This is a genomic window from Rhizobium leucaenae USDA 9039 (assembly GCF_000426285.1).
Lineage (GTDB): Bacteria > Pseudomonadota > Alphaproteobacteria > Rhizobiales > Rhizobiaceae > Rhizobium > Rhizobium leucaenae.
Genome location: NZ_AUFB01000008.1, coordinates 205,967 through 222,695, shown reverse-complemented (window position 1 = coordinate 222,695; position 16,729 = coordinate 205,967). Strand labels below are relative to the sequence as shown.

17 protein-coding genes are annotated in these 16,729 nt (G+C 59.3%); 4 read left to right on the top strand and 13 right to left on the bottom strand.

Annotation, left to right across the window (positions count from 1 at the left end):
• Positions 1-43 precede the first annotated feature (43 nt).
• The 4 genes from K290_RS0114970 to K290_RS0114955 are packed head-to-tail and all read right to left on the bottom strand — an operon-like array spanning position 44 to position 4,099.
• A complete protein-coding gene (locus tag K290_RS0114970; RefSeq protein ID WP_028752669.1) occupies positions 44-814 on the bottom strand; it encodes an ABC transporter ATP-binding protein in 771 nt (256 codons plus the stop codon).
• A 14-nt stretch (positions 815-828) separates the two neighbouring features.
• Positions 829-1,833 carry an ABC transporter substrate-binding protein gene (locus tag K290_RS0114965; RefSeq protein ID WP_028752668.1) on the bottom strand — a complete coding sequence of 335 codons (1,005 nt, stop codon included), beginning with the start codon at positions 1,831-1,833 and terminating at the stop codon, positions 829-831.
• A gap of 49 nt (positions 1,834-1,882) precedes the next feature.
• The gene (locus K290_RS0114960) at positions 1,883-2,728 is read right to left on the bottom strand and encodes an ABC transporter permease (RefSeq protein WP_028752667.1); all 846 of its coding nucleotides are present in this window, start codon (positions 2,726-2,728) and stop codon (positions 1,883-1,885) included.
• A 24-nt stretch (positions 2,729-2,752) separates the two neighbouring features.
• Complete coding sequence (locus tag K290_RS0114955; RefSeq protein WP_028752666.1) at positions 2,753-4,099, bottom strand: LLM class flavin-dependent oxidoreductase; 1,347 nt, start codon at positions 4,097-4,099, stop codon at positions 2,753-2,755.
• A 401-nt stretch (positions 4,100-4,500) separates the two neighbouring features.
• Between K290_RS0114955 and greA the strand changes: the two genes are divergently transcribed.
• Complete coding sequence (gene greA / locus K290_RS0114950; protein ID WP_028752665.1) at positions 4,501-4,983, top strand: transcription elongation factor GreA; 483 nt, start codon at positions 4,501-4,503, stop codon at positions 4,981-4,983.
• A 24-nt stretch (positions 4,984-5,007) separates the two neighbouring features.
• On the opposite strand, the gene K290_RS0114945 is transcribed toward greA, so the two are convergent.
• The 3 genes from K290_RS0114945 to K290_RS0114935 form a co-directional block, all read right to left on the bottom strand.
• A complete protein-coding gene (locus K290_RS0114945) occupies positions 5,008-5,421 on the bottom strand; it encodes an SgcJ/EcaC family oxidoreductase (protein ID WP_425337596.1) in 414 nt (137 codons plus the stop codon).
• A 385-nt stretch (positions 5,422-5,806) separates the two neighbouring features.
• Complete coding sequence (locus K290_RS0114940; RefSeq protein WP_028752663.1) at positions 5,807-6,580, bottom strand: SDR family NAD(P)-dependent oxidoreductase; 774 nt, start codon at positions 6,578-6,580, stop codon at positions 5,807-5,809.
• A 58-nt stretch (positions 6,581-6,638) separates the two neighbouring features.
• On the bottom strand, positions 6,639-7,109 hold the full coding sequence (locus K290_RS0114935; protein WP_028752662.1) for a MarR family winged helix-turn-helix transcriptional regulator: 471 nt from the start codon (positions 7,107-7,109) through the stop codon (positions 6,639-6,641).
• Positions 7,110-7,285: 176 nt separating this feature from the next.
• Between K290_RS0114935 and K290_RS0114930 the strand changes: the two genes are divergently transcribed.
• Positions 7,286-7,567: a hypothetical protein gene (locus K290_RS0114930; protein WP_028752661.1), complete on the top strand. Its 282-nt coding sequence runs from the start codon at positions 7,286-7,288 to the stop codon at positions 7,565-7,567.
• A gap of 251 nt (positions 7,568-7,818) precedes the next feature.
• Entirely contained in the window at positions 7,819-8,235 is a 417-nt protein-coding gene (locus K290_RS37310; RefSeq protein ID WP_154668610.1) for a hypothetical protein, read from the top strand.
• 28 nt (positions 8,236-8,263) lie between these two features.
• On the opposite strand, the gene K290_RS0114915 is transcribed toward K290_RS37310, so the two are convergent.
• Genes K290_RS0114915 through hglS form a run of 5 tightly spaced genes read right to left on the bottom strand, consistent with a single transcriptional unit; the run spans position 8,264 to position 15,249 of the window.
• Entirely contained in the window at positions 8,264-9,538 is a 1,275-nt protein-coding gene (locus K290_RS0114915) for an NAD(P)/FAD-dependent oxidoreductase (RefSeq protein ID WP_028752659.1), read from the bottom strand.
• Between the two features lie 58 nt (positions 9,539-9,596).
• Positions 9,597-10,835 (bottom strand): pyridoxal phosphate-dependent aminotransferase, encoded by a 1,239-nt coding sequence (locus tag K290_RS0114910; protein WP_028752658.1) that lies wholly within the window; start codon positions 10,833-10,835, stop codon positions 9,597-9,599.
• Positions 10,836-10,852: 17 nt separating this feature from the next.
• Positions 10,853-12,373, bottom strand: a complete 1,521-nt coding sequence (gene amaB / locus K290_RS0114905; protein ID WP_028752657.1) for an L-piperidine-6-carboxylate dehydrogenase — start codon at positions 12,371-12,373, stop codon at positions 10,853-10,855.
• 49 nt (positions 12,374-12,422) lie between these two features.
• Entirely contained in the window at positions 12,423-13,841 is a 1,419-nt protein-coding gene (locus K290_RS0114900) for an FAD-binding oxidoreductase (RefSeq protein WP_028752656.1), read from the bottom strand.
• Between the two features lie 10 nt (positions 13,842-13,851).
• A complete protein-coding gene (gene hglS / locus K290_RS0114895; protein ID WP_028752655.1) occupies positions 13,852-15,249 on the bottom strand; it encodes a 2-oxoadipate dioxygenase/decarboxylase HglS in 1,398 nt (465 codons plus the stop codon).
• Positions 15,250-15,354: 105 nt separating this feature from the next.
• On the opposite strand from hglS, the gene K290_RS0114890 reads away from it, so the two are divergent.
• The gene (locus K290_RS0114890; protein WP_028752654.1) at positions 15,355-16,248 is read left to right on the top strand and encodes a LysR substrate-binding domain-containing protein; all 894 of its coding nucleotides are present in this window, start codon (positions 15,355-15,357) and stop codon (positions 16,246-16,248) included.
• Positions 16,249-16,287: 39 nt separating this feature from the next.
• Here K290_RS0114890 and K290_RS0114885 read toward each other — a convergent pair whose 3' ends face one another.
• Positions 16,288-16,575: a hypothetical protein gene (locus K290_RS0114885; RefSeq protein WP_028752653.1), complete on the bottom strand. Its 288-nt coding sequence runs from the start codon at positions 16,573-16,575 to the stop codon at positions 16,288-16,290.
• Between the last annotated feature and the right edge of the window lie 154 nt (positions 16,576-16,729).

The window sequence follows — 16,729 nt, the reverse complement described above, 5'->3', positions numbered from 1 at the left end:
TTACCCGGCCGCCGCAGCCGCGGACAGGGCTATTTAGCCGACTTCAGTGCAGCCCGAACGCATTCAACAATTGTTCGCGAAACTTGACGAAGCGTGCCTCGCTGCGGTTGCGTGGCCGCGGGAGGTCGATGTCGATCTCGCGGGTGCGACCACCCTTCTCCTTGGAAAGGATAAGAACGCGGTCAGCAAGATAGACCGCCTCCTCCAAATCGTGGGTGACGAGGATCATCGTCACATTTTCCTCGCGCCAGATGCGAGCAAGCTCTTCCTGCATGGTGATCTTGGTCATGGCGTCGAGTGCGCCGAACGGCTCGTCGAGCAGTAGGATTTCAGGCTTCACCGCGAGTGCCCTCGCAATGCCGACGCGCTGCGCCATGCCGCCCGAAAGCTGCGAGGGCAGGGCGTCGGCAAAATCTGAGAGGCCCACGAGCTGGACATAGTGGCGCGCACGCGCCCTCGCCTCGGCCTTCCTCAGGCCCTGATTTTCAAGAGGGAACGCGACGTTGTCGAGCACCGTCAGCCAGGGCAGAAGCCTCGGCTCCTGGAAGATCACCGCGCGATCCGCGCCGACCCCCCGAACGGGCTGGCCGTCGATCAACACATCGCCGCGATCCGCATCCTCAAGCCCGGCGAGCACCCTGAGCAGAGTCGTCTTGCCGGAACCCGAAGCTCCCACGATCGCCAGGCTTTCACCGGCGCGAATGTGGTTGCTGACGCCCTGCAGCACATTGAGATGGCGGCCGTTGATCGAGTAGGATTTGGAGAGGTTCTTGATCGTCACCTCTCCGCGCAAGGTCAGTTCAGCAACCGCCATTGGCCCACTCCTTCTCAGTTGCCGGCGACGGCGAAATTCGCCGGATCGTAGAGAATGTCTTCCGCCTTGAGCTGTCCCGGTTTCAGAACGCCGCCGCGAGCGAGGATATCGATCCAGAATTGCAGGTCGCGCGGCACGGCCTTGCCACCTTCGCGCACGCCATAGCCGGTGAAATATTGCGCAATGTCGGCATTTTCGCCGCGCGAGGCGAGAACCTTGGCAATGACCGCTTTGGTTTCCTCGGGATGAACACGAGCATATTCGAGCGCAACCTGCGACTTCTCAATGAAGATCTTGGCCGCCTGCGGGTGTTGCTTGATCCAATCGCGACGCAGCACCGTAAAGCCGCCGGCGATTTCGCCGAGCACGTCGGTGTCGCCGAAGATTTTCTGGAGACCACCGCTTTTCAGAGCGACGCCTTCATAGGTTTTCTGCCAGTAGCCGAAGGCTGAGACATCAACCTGCTTAGAACGCAGAACTTGCTCGAGTTGCGGACCTGGAACGACGACGAGCTTGGCCGAATTTTCCGGCAGGCCGACGGAATGCAGAGCCTCGCGCACGGTATAATCGAGATGGGCACCAAGCGTATTGACGGCGATCGTCTTGCCGGCCAGATCCTTGATCGATTTGATCGGGCTGCCGTCAAGCGAATAGAAGATACTCTCGGTTGTCTTGTCGATGCCGTTCGAAGGATAGGCTGCAACGAAATCGTTGCCGCCGGCGATCGAGTTCAGCACCGCCGCAGTGGCAGCACCTCCGACTTCGACATTGCCAGACGCCAGCGCAAAGAGAGAGGCCGGACCGCCCGGAGCATAGCCGACATCCTTTACGGTCACACCCGTATCCTTGAAATAACCGAGCGCATCGGCAAGTTCATGGGCAGAAAGCCCGCCTTGGCTTGAGAGATAGCGGATGGTGACCTGATCTGTCTCGGCAGCGAAGGTAGCGCTTGCCGGCGCAGTTAGAAGCATGCCGGCTGCGACTGCGGCGATGGCGAAAGAACGACGCGAAATCTGCATGTGAACTCCATTGATCGGATGAGATGAAAATGGTGGCGCGTTTCAGCCTTCAGTCCTTGGGGTTGGCCCAACGGCAGAGCCGGGCCTGCAATGCCGCAAGAATGAAGTTGGCCGACAATCCCAGAAGTGCGAGCAGCAGAATTGCCGCGAACATCAGCGGGATCTGGAAATTGTACTGCGCATTCATCACCTGAAACCCGACGCCGGAATTGGCGCCGATCATTTCTGCGGCGATGAGCAGCAGAAGCGCAGTGGTGGCACTCAGCCGCAAGCCAATGAATATCTGCGGCAGGGCAGCCGGCAGGACGACGCGGCGAAACACGGTAAGCGGTTTGGCACCGTAGACACGCGCCATTTCCAAGAGCTTCGGGTCCACCTGTTTGACGCCCCCGATGGTGGCGAGAAGCGTCGGAAACAGCGTTGCCCAGAAAATCACGAAGATCTTCGACGCCTCGCCGAGACCGAGCAACAAGATGAATACCGGATAGAGCGCGAGTGCGGAGGTCTGCCGGAACAGTTGCAGGATCGGATCGAGGCTGCGCTCGATAATTCGGATCTGCCCCATGAAGAGCCCGAGCGGAATGCCGACACCGACCGCTGCGCTAAATGCGATGCCGGCGCGCTGGAGGCTGATGGCGATATCGCCCAGCAGCGGGCCGCCGCTGATCCCGTTCAAGAGCGCTCGCAGGATTGCATCCGGTGGCGGCAGGACCGCGGGGTTGCTCCAACCAAGCCGCGGTGAAATTTGCCAGAGGGCAACAAAAACAATGATCAGGCCGTAGCGCGATACGAAACCGCGCAACAGCGCCCCTGCTTCCGGTACCAGCCTGCTCCGCCAGATATGCGTTTCGCGATAGCTCCCCAGGAGAGCCTGTTGTTCAGTGTCAAGCGCCATGAGCGTTTCCCCTTGCTGTCTCGGTTATTCGGCGGCTTCGGTGTAGGCAGCGCCCCACCGATTTTGCGGGAAAGGCAGGCCCAGATTTTCGCGAAGGGTCTTGCCTTCATACGCAGTGCGGAACAGGCCCCGGCGCTGCAGCTCGGGAATGACGAGGTCCACGAAATCGTTGAGGCCGGTGGGCAGCCATGGCGGCAGGATGTTGAAACCGTCAGCGCCTTCGTTTTCGAACCATTCCTGCAGGGTATCCGCGACCTGCACCGCCGAGCCGACGATAGTGAAATGGCCACGCGCGGAAGCGATCCACTGATAGAGCTGGCGAATGGAGAAGTTGTTCTCGTCCGCAATGCGCCGGATCAGTTCCTGGCGGCTCTTCATGCCCTCTGTCGGCGGCGCCGGAGGCAGCGGACCGTCGAGGTCGGCACCCCGGAGATCCAACTCGCCGCCGGTGAGCCCGCTGATCAGGGCGAGCCCGTCCTCTTCGATAATCAGGCTCGTGAGCCGCTCATATTTCTTGCGAGCCTCTGCCTCCGTCCGGCCGACGAAGGGCGACACGCCCGGCATGACGAGCACATGCGCGGGATCACGACCGAGGCTGCGCGCACGCGTCTTGATATCGCGATAGAATTCCTGGGCGGTGTCGAGCTTCTGGTGCGCCGTGAAGATCACTTCCGCACTCGCGGCGGCAAGTCCGCGCCCATCCTCTGATTGGCCAGCCTGCACGATGACGGGATGGCCCTGAGGCGAACGGGGGACATTCAATGGCCCCTCGACCCGAAAATGTTCGCCGCGATGATCGGTGCGGTGCACCTTGTTCACGTCGAAATAGACGCCGCTTGCGCGATCGCGAATGAAGACGTCATCGTCAAAGCTTTCCCAAAGCTTCTTGACGACCTCGACATGCTCGGCCGCCCGCTTGTAGCGAGTTGCATGAGGCTGCTGTCGTTCAAGATTGAAATTCCGCGCCGCAGCTTCCGTGGCGGTCGTGACAACGTTCCAGCCGGCCCGGCCGCCGGAGATCAAGTCGAGCGAGGCGAATTTGCGCGCAACGGAGTAAGGCTCCTCATAGGTCGTCGATGACGTCGCGATGAAGCCGATGTGCTTGGTGAACGGCGCCAGTGCTGAAAACAACGTGACCGGCTCGAAGCCGACCACCCTCGCATTGCCGCCCTCCACGCCGCCGCCAAAGGAGATCGCAAGCCCATCTGCCAGAAAGTAAGCATCAAAAAGGCCGCGTTCGGCTGCCTGCGCAAGCTCGATGTGGAACTTAAGATTGACGGCCCCGTCGACCGGTTGGTCCGGATGGCGCCAGGACGCAATATGCTGGCCGCCGCCGGGGAGAAATGCGCCGAGCTTGATCTGTCTTTTCATAGGTTCCTCTCCATATTGCAGGTTTTTGGCTGAGCACGATGCTGCGATAGGTAAGTATTGCGATATAATCCATGTATTTAATAGGCTATCTATTTTGCGATCGGCGGCCCGATGGAGAAAGTTTTTCCAGAAGCTGAGGTAACGGGGAATTTGTCACCCAACAGAGCGGGGAGCTATTCGTTCGCCGAGACATGAGTTAGGTCTGGAAGAGTGTCTTCAGATCTGCCAATTCCTCGTCGTGACCGAAGGTTCGATTTCTCGGCGGGCGGCGACATACCCGTGTCGGGGAGAACGTTTGCGGCAAGGCGCACGCCTCTTCCAAAGCCTGGCGGCATCTTAACTTCCGCTATCATCAGACTATATAATCTTGATAGAGCATCGTTTGCTTTTCGGAGTTTGCCTTGGCAGTCGCATTTACAAAAGAGGAAAGTGCGGAGACGGCTGCGGAGACGCAGCTTCCCGACCGCGCTATCTCACCCCATCCGAACCTGGTCACCGAAGAGGGATGGAAGGCACTCAATGCCGCGCTTCACGAGGCTCGCGAACAGTACGAAGCCGCAAGCGCGGTCGAAGACGTGAACGAGCGGCGACGGCTGGCGGCGGTCCCCCTTCGCGACCTGCGCTATTTCGTCGAGAGGGTTCGCACTGCCGAGATCGTGGCAGCCCCAGCCTCGCATGAGACCGTCGCCTTCGGCAGCACGGTGACCTTCAGCCGCGATGACGGGCGCGTACAGACCTATCGCATCGTCGGAGAAGACGAAGCCGAGCCCAAACAAGGCACGATCTCCTACGTTTCACCCGTCGCCCAGGCTCTCCTCGGAAAACTTGTCGGCGACGTCGTCCTGGTCGGTGATAATGAACTGGAGATCGTATCGATCGCTTGAGGGCGTCTCCCGCTGACTGACCGCTTAGCCTGCATGCTTCTCCGGCATCGCCGAGGAATGGTGCGACGAGATCAGCCACTTGCCGTTCTTGAACTCGTAGGTGAAGGTGTAGCGTGCCGGGACCTTCACGCCGCCCTTCAATGTGAAGGTATAGATGCCGGTATCGAGCGCGTCGTTGCAACCGATTTTGATCGTGCGGCTGTTGATCTTGCCCTGAGGATGCTTCTTCAGGAAGTCCACGAAATATTCCTTGCGCTCCGCCTGGGTCAGCCGCGGCTTATTCGACAAGGTCGGCAACAGGACGGCGTCGGGAGCGTAGTTTGCGACTACTTTTTGAGGATCGAGCGTCGCCAGAGATGCGTTCCAGCGATCAAACAACTGCTCCACCTGGGGTTTGGTGATGGGCGCGCATTCTTCGGCAAGAGCCGGCGTCGCCATAAGAGCAATTACGGAAGCGGCAAGCAGATATTTTTTCATTTTAATCTCCATCAAATGATTTTGTCTTTTCCGGCGATATTCACGCTGACTACTCAGAGATGGGTTGTCGCCCGCCATATCGGATCTGCCGAATGGCCAAAATTGCATTTGCCGAATGGCCTATACATTTTGACGGATGGCTTGCTGCTTAAGACATGTAAAACTTCAGAAGGACAAGGAATCCGTGGAAGACGTAAGGCCACGATAACATAACATTTCCCGTTGGCGAACTGCGCAGCTCTATCGCGCTGCCCCTCTGCGACCGATCACAAATGCGTCCGTCTACATCTCCGCAAAGCTGGTTCTCTCGCGCGAGATCGGGAGCGCGCGACGGCATTTTTGCCCGTTACCAACAGGTGAAACCGCCGTCGACATTCACTATGGCGCCCGTCATGAGGCTGGCGGCATCCGACGCGAGGAACAGGACTGCGCTTGCAACCTCTTCGGGAGTTCCCATCCGTCCCATCGGCGTATCGCCCAGCCAGATCGGAATCCGATCGCGATTGGCCTCGACGGCCAAAACCATAGGGGTCTCGATGTATGTCGGCGCCACGGCGTTTACCCTGATGCCGTGCTGTGCCCACTCGGCGGCCATCGAGCGCGTGAGGTGATGAACTGCGGCCTTGGATACGTTATACGGGGTCTGTGGCTGCGGCCGATTGCAGATGATCCCCGACATCGAGCCGAGATTCACGATGGAGCCCCGCTTCATCGAGATCATGTGCCGACCGAAGGCTCGCGAGCACCAGAACACGCCGTTGACATTAACGTTCATCATTCGAAGCCAGTCGGCATCCGTGACATCTTCCGACGGAATGCCGCTCTGGCCGATTCCGGCATTGTTCACCAGGATCGTGGCCGGGCGGCCTCCTTTCGCGAGTTCAGTCGCGATCGCCTCCATGCGCTCGGCATCCGTGACATCGCCGACCCGCAGTTCGACATCGTAGCCTTTGTCCCGCAATGCAAGTGCATCCTGCGCGTCGGCTTCGGTGCGCTCTATGACTACGATCGCGGCACCGGCTTCGGCCAGTGCCTGCGCGCAGCAAAGACCGATGGCACGGCCGCCGCCAGTGACGACCGCGCGTTCGCCGCTGAGACGAAATTTGTCCTGGTAACTCATGGTTCGGCTCCTCCTCACAATCAAATGCGCTTAGCGGATGACGACGTCGCGGCCCGACTCAGCTCAATCTCGAAAGACGCCGGAGCCTCTTCAAGGATTCAACAAGCAGGCGTTCATTCGCCAACATTCCCTTCAGATGGGTTCTGGCAAGGCGTTCGACCAATTCTTCTCCTTCGGGAGTGAGGCCGATGAGCACGCTTCGCTTGTCTTCTGCCGAGGGAATACGCACGGCAAATCCTGCTGTCGCGAGCCTGTCCACGAGCTGCACTGCGCCATGGTGCTGCAGAAGCATCTGGTCGGCGAGATCCCGCACCATGATCTGGCCCCCGGGCGCGACCTTGATCACCAACAGCGCCTGATATTGCTGAGATGTCACCCCTGCCTCAGTTACCGCGGCTTCGCTGAAAGAAAGAAATAGCCGCATAGCCAGCCTCACTCCGGCAAGACCTTCGTAGATACCCGGATCCAGGGGACGGCTGGTCTCAACTTCGTTTTCGTCTGATCGACTGGACCGCTTTCCTGAGGGCATGCACATTTTCCTTTATTTATATCATGGCATGATATATTTTCATGATGTCCGCACTGGGAGGACGTTCGCGGGCGCGCCACTCTGAGCGCTCAGGCTAGGTCCGTCTGCGCCAGGGTGCCACCACTGCAGCGCTCGCGAACATTATCCCAAAACTTCGTGACTGAAAGGGGCACCGTTTGGACGATCTCAATGTCAATATCGATGGGTCGATCGTATTGGATCGAGATGTGCGATTCTTTGGGTCTATTGCGGGCTCGCTAACTGTTCCTGCTGGCCGACGGTTCGAACTTCACGGAAGCATCGGGCGCGATCTCATTGTTGAAAAAGGTGCGGCCGCGATCGTTTGCGGAACGATTCATGGCAACCTGATCAACAAGGGCGGAGATGTATTGCTGAGCGGATCTGCGGGGGACATCCAAGATCTGGATGACGCCAAGTCAACCCGGAAGGAAGCCTGATCGCGCTTTGCAATCACTCGTCAGCAACGGCACGATATAAAGAGGATCTGTGTGACCGTTTATCTCTGGGCGCTCTATCGGCCACGCATTGAACCCAAAAGGGGCTTTGGCGACTTAGGATATCTCATTCGCTGGCTCGAGCGGCAGAAGCTTCCGGGAGAAGCGCCTTCGGATTGGGTGGTGATGCTGCTCAAAGTCGCCGAAAGCGATGGCCGATCTGTTTACGTTCATGACGAAGGAGGTCCGGACCAGTGGACGTTGACGCTCAGCCGGACCGGTGTCGCCGCCTTGCCAAGGTGTTGAGCAAAACAGAAGCAGGAATTATGCTGCCGAAGTTACGAGTGGACCTATCCAGGCCGTTTCGCAGCTTATCTCCAATAAGTTGCCGGGGTAGTGTGAATTCGTTTTGGGCTGCCTTGGCGATGATTTCGGTTCTGGCCACGTCGGCGCATGCACAGGCGTTGCGGCCAACTCCTTCAATGAATCGCTTGGCCGACTGCACCGAAGTGGTGGAACACGTCCTATCGAAGACCAGCGGTCGGCTGCTGTCGTTTCGTCAAGGCGCGGAGAAATGCACTGTGATCATTCTCTTGCAAAAGGATGGCGAACGTCCCGAGAAGATCGTCCTACATATCGATCGCAATCAGGCGTCGGCAGACGCTGAATGATGTTTCGATTGCTGGCCACACAGTCCAACTATAGAGGAACCGGAGAGACCAGGTGCATCAATGTCGCACCGAACTCGTAGCAGGTGGCCTTGATGCTGCTGAAACGCTCTGCGTAATGCTCGATTGGATCGATCGGAAGCGCATCGGGATTGCCATCAAGAAGCGCCGTAGCGGCCTGCGTGCCAAATACGGTACCTGGTCCGATGCCCCGGCCGGAATAGCCGAAACATGCGTAGGCATTCGGCCCGAATGCAATGATTTTCGGCACGTGATCGTCCGTCATCGCGATCCTGCCGCGCCAAACATAGTCGAAGTTGAGCTCGGAAATAGCCGGGAAAAGCTTTCGAAGCTTGCGTCTGGCCCATGCACGGTGGACAGCCGCACCCGGTCCCTCGGTGTTGCCAATGCCGCCGACGATCATTCGCCCTGCATGATCGACGCGGAAAGAGGACATTACCGGCGCCGTATCCCAGCAGCCTTCACCACCCGGTAATATCTGGCTGCGCTCTGTTTCCGACATCGGTTCCGTGGCGAACTGGCAGTAACTCACCGGAGTGTATTGCGGGCTGAAAGGCACCTTGATGCCAAGCTGATAGGCATTTGTCGCCAAGAGCAACGCTTTTGCCCGCAGCGTGTGGCCGTTGGCCTCCACGATCCAGAGATCGTTTTGCCGGCTTATTGAAGAGACCGGCGTCTTGTTGTGGATCGTCGCACCCCTTTTTTGAGCGGCACGCGCAAGTCCCCGGCAATAGGAGAGCGGCTGAATGGTGCCGGCGCGTGGATCGAGCAAAGAGCCGTAGTAGGCGGTTGTCCCTGTGCGCCGGCTCGTCTCCGCGGCATCGAGCAGCGTCAGCGGAGCGCCGTAGCGATTGCCCTGCCGATAGCGTTCCTCCAGATCCCTGAGCCCCGATTTGGAATGCGCCAGGTGCAAGGTCCCATGATGCGTTGCTTCGCAATCGATCTGTTCGCGTTCGATCAGGCTGAAGACCCTGCGCGGCGCGTCCGCCAGAATGTCGATCAGGCGACGGCCATATGCCTCCCCCATCTGGGCGATGACGGTATCAGGCGGCAACCACAATCCGGCATTGACCAATCCGACATTGCGGCCGGAACCACCGTGCCCCACGGTCTCGGCCTCGAGAACACAGACCGAAGCGCCGCGCGAGGCGGCCTCAAGTGCCGCCGCCAGTCCTGTGAAGCCGCCACCCACGATGACGAGATCAGCCGTCTGATCGCGATCCAGCGGTAGGGCGTCGCTGTGTTCGCGCGCGCTTGCACGCCAAAGAATGGATTCTGCGGTCATCTTGCCTTCTCAACGTTCTGGTCGCCCGTTTCCGGATCTAACAGGCGACCCACCTGTTTCATTGCAGTTTCGAGCAAGCCTCCGAAATCCGGCGCAAGGCTTCGGCCAACTCCGTCTCCGAGGTGGCATAGGAGATCCGGAAATAGGGGGATAATCCGAAGGCGGAGCCGGGCACTACGGCAACATGGGCGCCTTCCAGCAGATAGTCGGTGAAATCGCTGTCCGCCTCGATGCGCTTGCCCTTGGGAGTCGTCTTGCCGATCACGCCGCCGCAGCCGGCGAAGGTGTAGAAAGCGCCCTCGGGAACGCGGCAGGTGATGCCGGGAATTGCGTTGAGGGCGGAGACCACCAGGTCGCGGCGGTGCTTGAAGCTCGCCTGACGTCCCTTGAGAAAGTCTTGTGGGCCGTTCAGCGCCTCGACGGAGGCCGCCTGGCTGACAGAACAAGGGCAAGACGTCGCCTGACTCTGGATCACCGCCATCGCCTTGATCAGCGCTTTCGGACCGCCGGCATAGCCGATGCGCCAGCCGGTCATCGCGTAGGCTTTCGAAACGCCGTTGATCGTCAGTGTGCGTTCCTTCAGCCGCCGCTCGATCGCGACAGGAGTCACGAACTTGAAGCCGTCATAGACGATGTGCTCGTACATGTCGTCGACCATCAGCCAGACATGGGGATGGCGAAGCAGCACCTTGATGAGTGGCCGGTAATCGGCTTCGCTGTAAGCAGCGCCCGACGGATTGGAAGGGGAGTTGAGCAACAGCCAGCGTGTCTTCGGCGTGATCGCCTTTTCCAGTTGATCGGCCTTGAGGCGGAAACCGCCCTCGGCGTCGCACGGGATCAGCACCGGCACACCGCCGCAGACCTCCACGATGTCCGAATAGGACGTCCAGTAGGGCGTCGGAATGATGACCTCATCCCCCGGATTTATGCTTGCCATGAAGGCGTTGAACAGGATCTGCTTTGCCCCGGTCGCGACGGTAATTTCGTCGAGCGCGTAGTCGACGTCATTTTCCCGCTGGAATTTCGCGGCGATCGCCTTCTTCAGTTCCGGCGTGCCGTCGAGCGCGGTGTATTTGGTCTCACCGCGGTCGATTGCAGCCTTGGCGGCTTCTTTCACGTTATCGGGCGTGTCGAAATCCGGTTCGCCAGCGCCTAAGATGATCACAGGAAGACCGTCACGCTTCATTGCGTTGGCACGCGCGCCGATCTGGAGAATCTTCGACACACCGATCGACGCGATCCGCGAGGCCGGCCTGAAGCTGATCGCGTCGGTTTGGGTTTGTGTATTCACGGCCATGGGCTCGACCCCGCTCGTTATTCGATGTCGAAGGAGACGCCCTGGGCAAGCGGCAGAGCCTTCGAATAGTTCACCGTGTTGGTGGCGCGGCGCATGTAGGCACGCCATGCGTCTGAGCCAGATTCCCGACCGCCGCCGGTCTCCTTCTCGCCGCCGAATGCGCCGCCGATTTCCGCGCCCGAGGTGCCGATATTGACGTTGGCGATACCGCAATCCGACCCATCGGCCGAAAGGAAACGCTCGGCTTCCTGCATGTTCAGCGTGAAGATGGATGACGACAGGCCGGCCGCAACGGCATTGTGCTCTTCAAGCACCTGGTCGAAGTCGGAATATTTCATCACGTAGAGGATCGGCGCGAAGGTCTCTTCGAGCACCGGGCCCGCCTGCTTCGGCATTTCGACGATCGCCGGCTGGACGTAGTAGGCCGTGTCCCGGCTCGCAGCCGCAACACGCTCACCGCCGGTAACGGAGCCGCCTTCGTCTCTCGCTGCCAACAGCGCCTTCTGCATGTTGTCGAAGGCCGCCTTGTCGATCAGCGGACCGATGAGGGCATTGGTTTCCAGGGGATTACCCACCGAAACGCTCGCATAGGCCTTCTTCAGGCGCGGAACGAGCTGGTCATAGATGTTCTCATGAACGAAGAGACGGCGCAACGTCGTGCAGCGCTGCCCTGCCGTCCCCATGGCGCCGAAGGCGATGGCCCGCAGCGCCATGTCAAGGTCGGCAGAGGGGCAGACGATGCCGGCATTGTTGCCGCCGAGCTCGAGGATCGAGCGGGCGAAACGCTTGGCGAGACGCGGGCCGACTTCCCTGCCCATGCGCGTGGAGCCGGTTGCCGAAACAAGCGCGACCTTCTTGTGATCGACCAGCACTTCGCCGATGGCGCGATCACCGATCAGGAGCTGGCTCAGCTTCTTCGGCGCGTCGCTGAAACGGGCAAGCGCGCGATCGAGGACCGCCTGGCAGGCGAGTGCCGTCAGCGGCGTCTTTTCCGAAGGCTTCCATACGACCGGGTTGCCGCAGACGAGCGCAAGCGCGGCGTTCCATGACCAGACAGCGACCGGGAAATTGAAGGCCGATATGATGCCGACGACACCAAGCGGATGCCAGGTTTCCATCATCCGGTGGCCGGGGCGCTCGGTCGCGATCGTCAGGCCGTAGAGTTGGCGGGATAGACCGACCGCGAAATCGCAGATGTCGATCATTTCCTGGACCTCGCCCAGACCTTCCGAGATGATCTTGCCGGCTTCGATCGAGACGAGGCGGCCGAGATCAGCCTTAGCGGCACGCAATTCTTCGCCGAGGAGGCGGACGAGTTCGCCGCGCTTCGGCGCGGGCACGAGACGCCATGCCTTGAAGGCCTCGTGCGCCGCTTCGATCGCCTTGCCGGCCTCGGCAGCGGAGACGGTCTTCACCCTGGCAATCTCTTCGCCCGTGACCGGGCTATGGGACACCATGTCGCCGGTGCTCCAGGCGGCGCGATCAACACCCAGCTTGTCGAGAAGGGCTGCGGTTTCCGTTTTCACGTCGATGGTCATGATCTGTCTCCACTCTTATTGTCTTGGAATGCCGCGGACATGGCAAATTTCAGAAGGTCATTGCGCCGAGCGCGCCAGGTGAGGTGATTGCTTTCAGCCCGGATGCCAACAGGCGAATCTCGGCCGGGGTGTATTTGTCATAGAAAGCCTGGTTCTTGCGGCCGATCGCATGTTCGGCGCTGAAGCTGCCGCCGAACTCTTCGACCCCAACGGCAAAAACCCATTCCCGCAACGCCATCTCGAAGCCGGCGTCGGCAAGCCTCAGGTCGTTTTTGTCCACGACGAGATTGAAGTGTACACCGCCGTCGCCGATATGGCCGAAGTCGCAGATCGTTATCCCCGGAAAAGACTCGGGCATTTCGGCCCGCATGTGGGCGAGAAAACGCATGATGTCACCGCGGCGGAACGATAGATCGAAGGCGATCAACCGTCCCATATGCTTCACGCCTTCCGATAGGGCATGACGCAAAGACCAGATCTCATGTGGCGGGCCGACGAGAGCATCGGCAAGCGGGGCATCTTCACGCTCCCACAGGGCAGCTAGCACCTCTTCCAGCACGCCGTCGAGCGGCTGCTCACCGTCGCGCGGCGGGTTGGAGCGGGAAATCTCGGCTAGGATTACGAATTCCGGCACGATGCCGCCCTGAAACGGATTGCGCAGCGACGGCACATGATCGAGTGCTGCGCGGATCGCATTTCCCGACATGCCTTCGAAGGCGGAAAGATAGCTGCCGAGCGCTTCCTCCATCGCAACGAGAAGGGTTGGAACCTGCTCGCCGGAGGAGGGCACGAGCAAAGCCGTCGCTGTCTGCCGCGGTGCCGGTTCGAGGTTCAGCACGCATTCGGTGATCACGCCGAAAGCGCCTGATGTCCCGATGAAAAGCTGCTTCCAGTCGACGCCCGTATTGTTTTTGCGCAGGCTCGACGAAAGGTCGAGGACCGTGCCGGCCTCATCCGCAAGCACGACCGTCAGGCCGAGCGTGTTGCGACGAACGTCGCCGTAGCGCAGAAATCGCGAGCCGCCGGTGTTCGTCGCGATCATGCCTCCGAGGAGCGGGTCTGCCCCAAGATCGATCGGGAAAAAGAGGCCGCTCTCCTGCAGCTTCCCATTGAGGTCGGAAAGACGAAGACCAGCACCGACTTTCACGGTGCGGTTGACCCGATCGAGTTCGCAAATGCCGGTCAGGCGATCAAGGCTGAGGACGCCTTGGCGACCACTGTCGTCGGGCGTCGAACCAGAGACGAGCCCGGTATTGCCCGACTGCGGCACGAGGGCGATGTCGTTTCCAACGCAATAGGCAACAGCCGCGGAAACCTCTTTCGTGGAGCTGGGACGTGCGACGAATGCCGCTTTTCCGCGATCGTAGCGCGCACCGGTCTCGTAAGCCGTAAGATCGGCTGCCTCAGTGAGCAGACCCTTTTCGCCGAGCAGGCTCTTGAGTGCTTCGATGTGGCGTGCCTCGATCATTATTCGCCCGTCATTCTGCGGCGGCAGCCGTGTTGAGGACAGCCATGGACATTGTCAGGGAGGCCCGCTCGATGCCTGCATAATGCGCGAATTCGTCGAGAACCGAGGCGCCGAGATCGCGTTCGAACATCACCTGATTGGGGCTTGCAATGAATTCCTGCGCCGCGTCATCGCCGAGATTCGACTGGAAGATGCCGGCAGCGCTGACCGGCAGGAAATCCTCGTAAACGATAGGATCGAACTGAATGACGCCGTCCTCGATTGCCGTTTCGAGGTCGGCCCTTCGATTCGAGACAGCCTTTCCCTTTTCCGTCAGCGAGTAGCTGAAATAGCCGAGCCCAGCCTTGCGAATACCATTCCAATCATCGGGAAATGCATGGAAGACGTCGGTAAGTGCTGCTTCGTATTCGCCAGCGTTGGAACCATCAGCGGCGGGGCGGACCCGGGCGCGGGAGTCGTTCAAGAGCTTGTCGTAGAGCGCCCGGCCCTTCGGCGTCAACGCTATGCCGCGCTGCTCGATCTCGCCGAAACGGGCCGTGTGCGAGCCAGCTTGCCAGGTGCCCTGCTCGCCGGCGAATGAAACGGCTTCTTCCAGCGCCTTGAAAGAGGTCTGGCGCAGCAGGATCGGGCACTTGCGGGTCGGCGGCCCCTCAACGATCGCTTTCGGCGCTATTCCTTCGTCCGGCATCAACGCCTGAACCTTGTCGATATCGAGCGTACGCGGCGTCAGATGGTTGATATGCGGCCCCTTGAAGGAGACGACGTCGGCGATCAGCCGATGGGCATCATGCAGGCGCCTGTACATGCCGGCGCTGACGATGGCGCGATCATGCCAGCGGAAGGTCTCCAGCACTTCCCGCACAAACTGTGCCGCATCGGATGCATCGAGACCGCCATCCCGCTCCGCCTTATCAACCAGCCGCACCGCTTCGTCGGTAAAGATCTTGCGCGTTGAGAGCACTTCGGCCGCCTCTTTGCGCAGCGCCTCGTCAGCGATCAGATCGAGGCGGAGCAATGACGTGAAGACACGGAACGGATTGCGCTTCAAGCTTTCCTCGCCGACCGGCCGAAAAGCGGTGGAGTGGACAGGAACGCCGGCCGTCGACAAGTCGTAATAGCCGACCGGATGCATGCCCATGACAGCAAAAACACGGCGCATCATCGCGAGCTCTTGCGGCGTGCCGAGACGGATGGCGCCATGGCGCTCTTCAGAAATGCGGCTGAGAGAATCCGTTGCTTCCAGGCGCGTCTTCAACAGCGGATCGGCGGCCAAGGCTTCATCGTTCACCCGGGCCACGAGCGACATCAGGGTGCCATAGGCCGGCACTTCGTTACGATACATAGCGGACATGGCAGCAGAAAAATCCGAACGGATCGTATCGGCCTTAACGAAGCTTGCGTTTGTCATCGCGTCGCACCTTAACAGAAGGATTATTCATTCTTGATTTTCATGATATGACGAAAGCTAACCCCAATCTTGCGATGAATTTGACCTAGTTGATGCGAGTAAGGAATGAATCTAAGCCGTTCCATCATCCCCGACCTAGCCGTCCTCCAGGCATTCGAGTGCGCAGCGCGCCATGGAAGCTTCACACAAGCGGCGCTGGAGCTGAACCTCACTCAAAGCGCAGTCAGTCGTCAGATACGGACGCTTGAGAACCAACTGCATGTGAATCTATTCGAGAGGATCAGAAAACGCGTGGTTCTGTCCTCGGCCGGCAAGGCAATGCTGCCGGAAGTAAGACGGCTTTTGGCACGCACCGAAGAAATGGTGTTGCGGGCAATGGCTTCTTCGGATGGCAAGAATGTCTTGTCCATCGCCACGCTTCCGACATTTGGAAACCGCTGGCTGCTTCGGCGTCTTCCCGATTTTCTGAAAGACAATCCAAACACGGTTTTGAATATCGCCTCGCGCTCGGAGCCGTTCGATCTGACGCTGGAAGACTTCGATCTTGCTATTCATTACGGGCAACCGGTTTGGGCGCACGCAACCTGTACTTACCTTTGCAGTGAGCTCATCTTGCCCGTTGCCAGTTCGTCCCTGTTGAACTCGTTCCCCGTCACCCAAGCACAGGATTTGGAACAGGGCCCGCTTCTTCATTTGGCGACGAGGCCGAGACTGTGGGCCGAGTGGTTCCAGTTGAACGGCTGTGAGGGGTTCAGTCCGTATCATGGAAGCCGGTTCGATCAGTTCAGCATGATCATCGAGGCCGCGATACTCGGGCTCGGTTTTGCGCTGCTTCCAAAATATCTTATCGAAGAGGAGATCGCCTCGGGGCGCCTTCAAATTGCGTGGGACAAGCCAATAGCCACCACCAACAATTACTACATCGTCACACCCGAAATGAAACAACAGTCGTTGACGACAAAAAAGTTTCAGGAGTGGCTTCTCAATCAGGTCGCCTGAGAAGCCCGACAGCCGCCAAGTTCCTGGCGCTCTGATCGATTACTCCGACATTATCGATGACGACATGTTCACTCTCGCCGAATAGCCGGGCTGCCCGCTTATGTGCATTGCGACGGCAAAACCAGCGACAATCGAGCAAAGCACGATGAGAAGGGGAATGATGATCAGTCCTAAAGTTCCTCCAGCAGATCTTATAGCTTTCAGATCCTTCTTTGTGAAAATCGATGCCGCCAATGGAGTATGCGATTTCAGCAGCATGCCTTCCGGCTTGCCGTTATTGGGCTCACCTCGCCTCGAACTTAGACTGGTCATTTTGAACTGCAGCATTTCAGCCACCCGATTGCATAGAGAACCATGAGCCCGATCCCACTAGGACCGATACGCTCCGCCTTAGAACGCCGGAGCCATAGGCAATTCGTCTGACGATGGTCTTGGCAGACTTGCCTCCGAAACTTATTATATATCATGTTGTGATATAAAT

Bases quoted from the DNA above. Each gene is read 5' to 3' on its own strand.
- K290_RS0114970 (WP_028752669.1), bottom strand. From the start codon at position 814: ATGGCGGTTGCTGAACTGACCTTGCGCGGAGAGGTGACGATCAAGAAC.
- K290_RS0114965 (WP_028752668.1), bottom strand. From the start codon at position 1,833: ATGCAGATTTCGCGTCGTTCTTTCGCCATCGCCGCAGTCGCAGCCGGC.
- K290_RS0114960 (WP_028752667.1), bottom strand. From the start codon at position 2,728: ATGGCGCTTGACACTGAACAACAGGCTCTCCTGGGGAGCTATCGCGAA.
- K290_RS0114955 (WP_028752666.1), bottom strand. From the start codon at position 4,099: ATGAAAAGACAGATCAAGCTCGGCGCATTTCTCCCCGGCGGCGGCCAG.
- K290_RS0114945 (WP_425337596.1), bottom strand. From the start codon at position 5,421: ATGGCGACGCCGGCTCTTGCCGAAGAATGCGCGCCCATCACCAAACCC.
- K290_RS0114940 (WP_028752663.1), bottom strand. From the start codon at position 6,580: ATGAGTTACCAGGACAAATTTCGTCTCAGCGGCGAACGCGCGGTCGTC.
- K290_RS0114935 (WP_028752662.1), bottom strand. From the start codon at position 7,109: ATGCCCTCAGGAAAGCGGTCCAGTCGATCAGACGAAAACGAAGTTGAG.
- K290_RS0114915 (WP_028752659.1), bottom strand. From the start codon at position 9,538: ATGACCGCAGAATCCATTCTTTGGCGTGCAAGCGCGCGCGAACACAGC.
- K290_RS0114910 (WP_028752658.1), bottom strand. From the start codon at position 10,835: ATGGCCGTGAATACACAAACCCAAACCGACGCGATCAGCTTCAGGCCG.
- amaB (WP_028752657.1), bottom strand. From the start codon at position 12,373: ATGACCATCGACGTGAAAACGGAAACCGCAGCCCTTCTCGACAAGCTG.
- K290_RS0114900 (WP_028752656.1), bottom strand. From the start codon at position 13,841: ATGATCGAGGCACGCCACATCGAAGCACTCAAGAGCCTGCTCGGCGAA.
- hglS (WP_028752655.1), bottom strand. From the start codon at position 15,249: ATGACAAACGCAAGCTTCGTTAAGGCCGATACGATCCGTTCGGATTTT.
- K290_RS0114890 (WP_028752654.1), top strand. From the start codon at position 15,355: ATGAATCTAAGCCGTTCCATCATCCCCGACCTAGCCGTCCTCCAGGCA.
- K290_RS0114885 (WP_028752653.1), bottom strand. From the start codon at position 16,575: ATGCTGCAGTTCAAAATGACCAGTCTAAGTTCGAGGCGAGGTGAGCCC.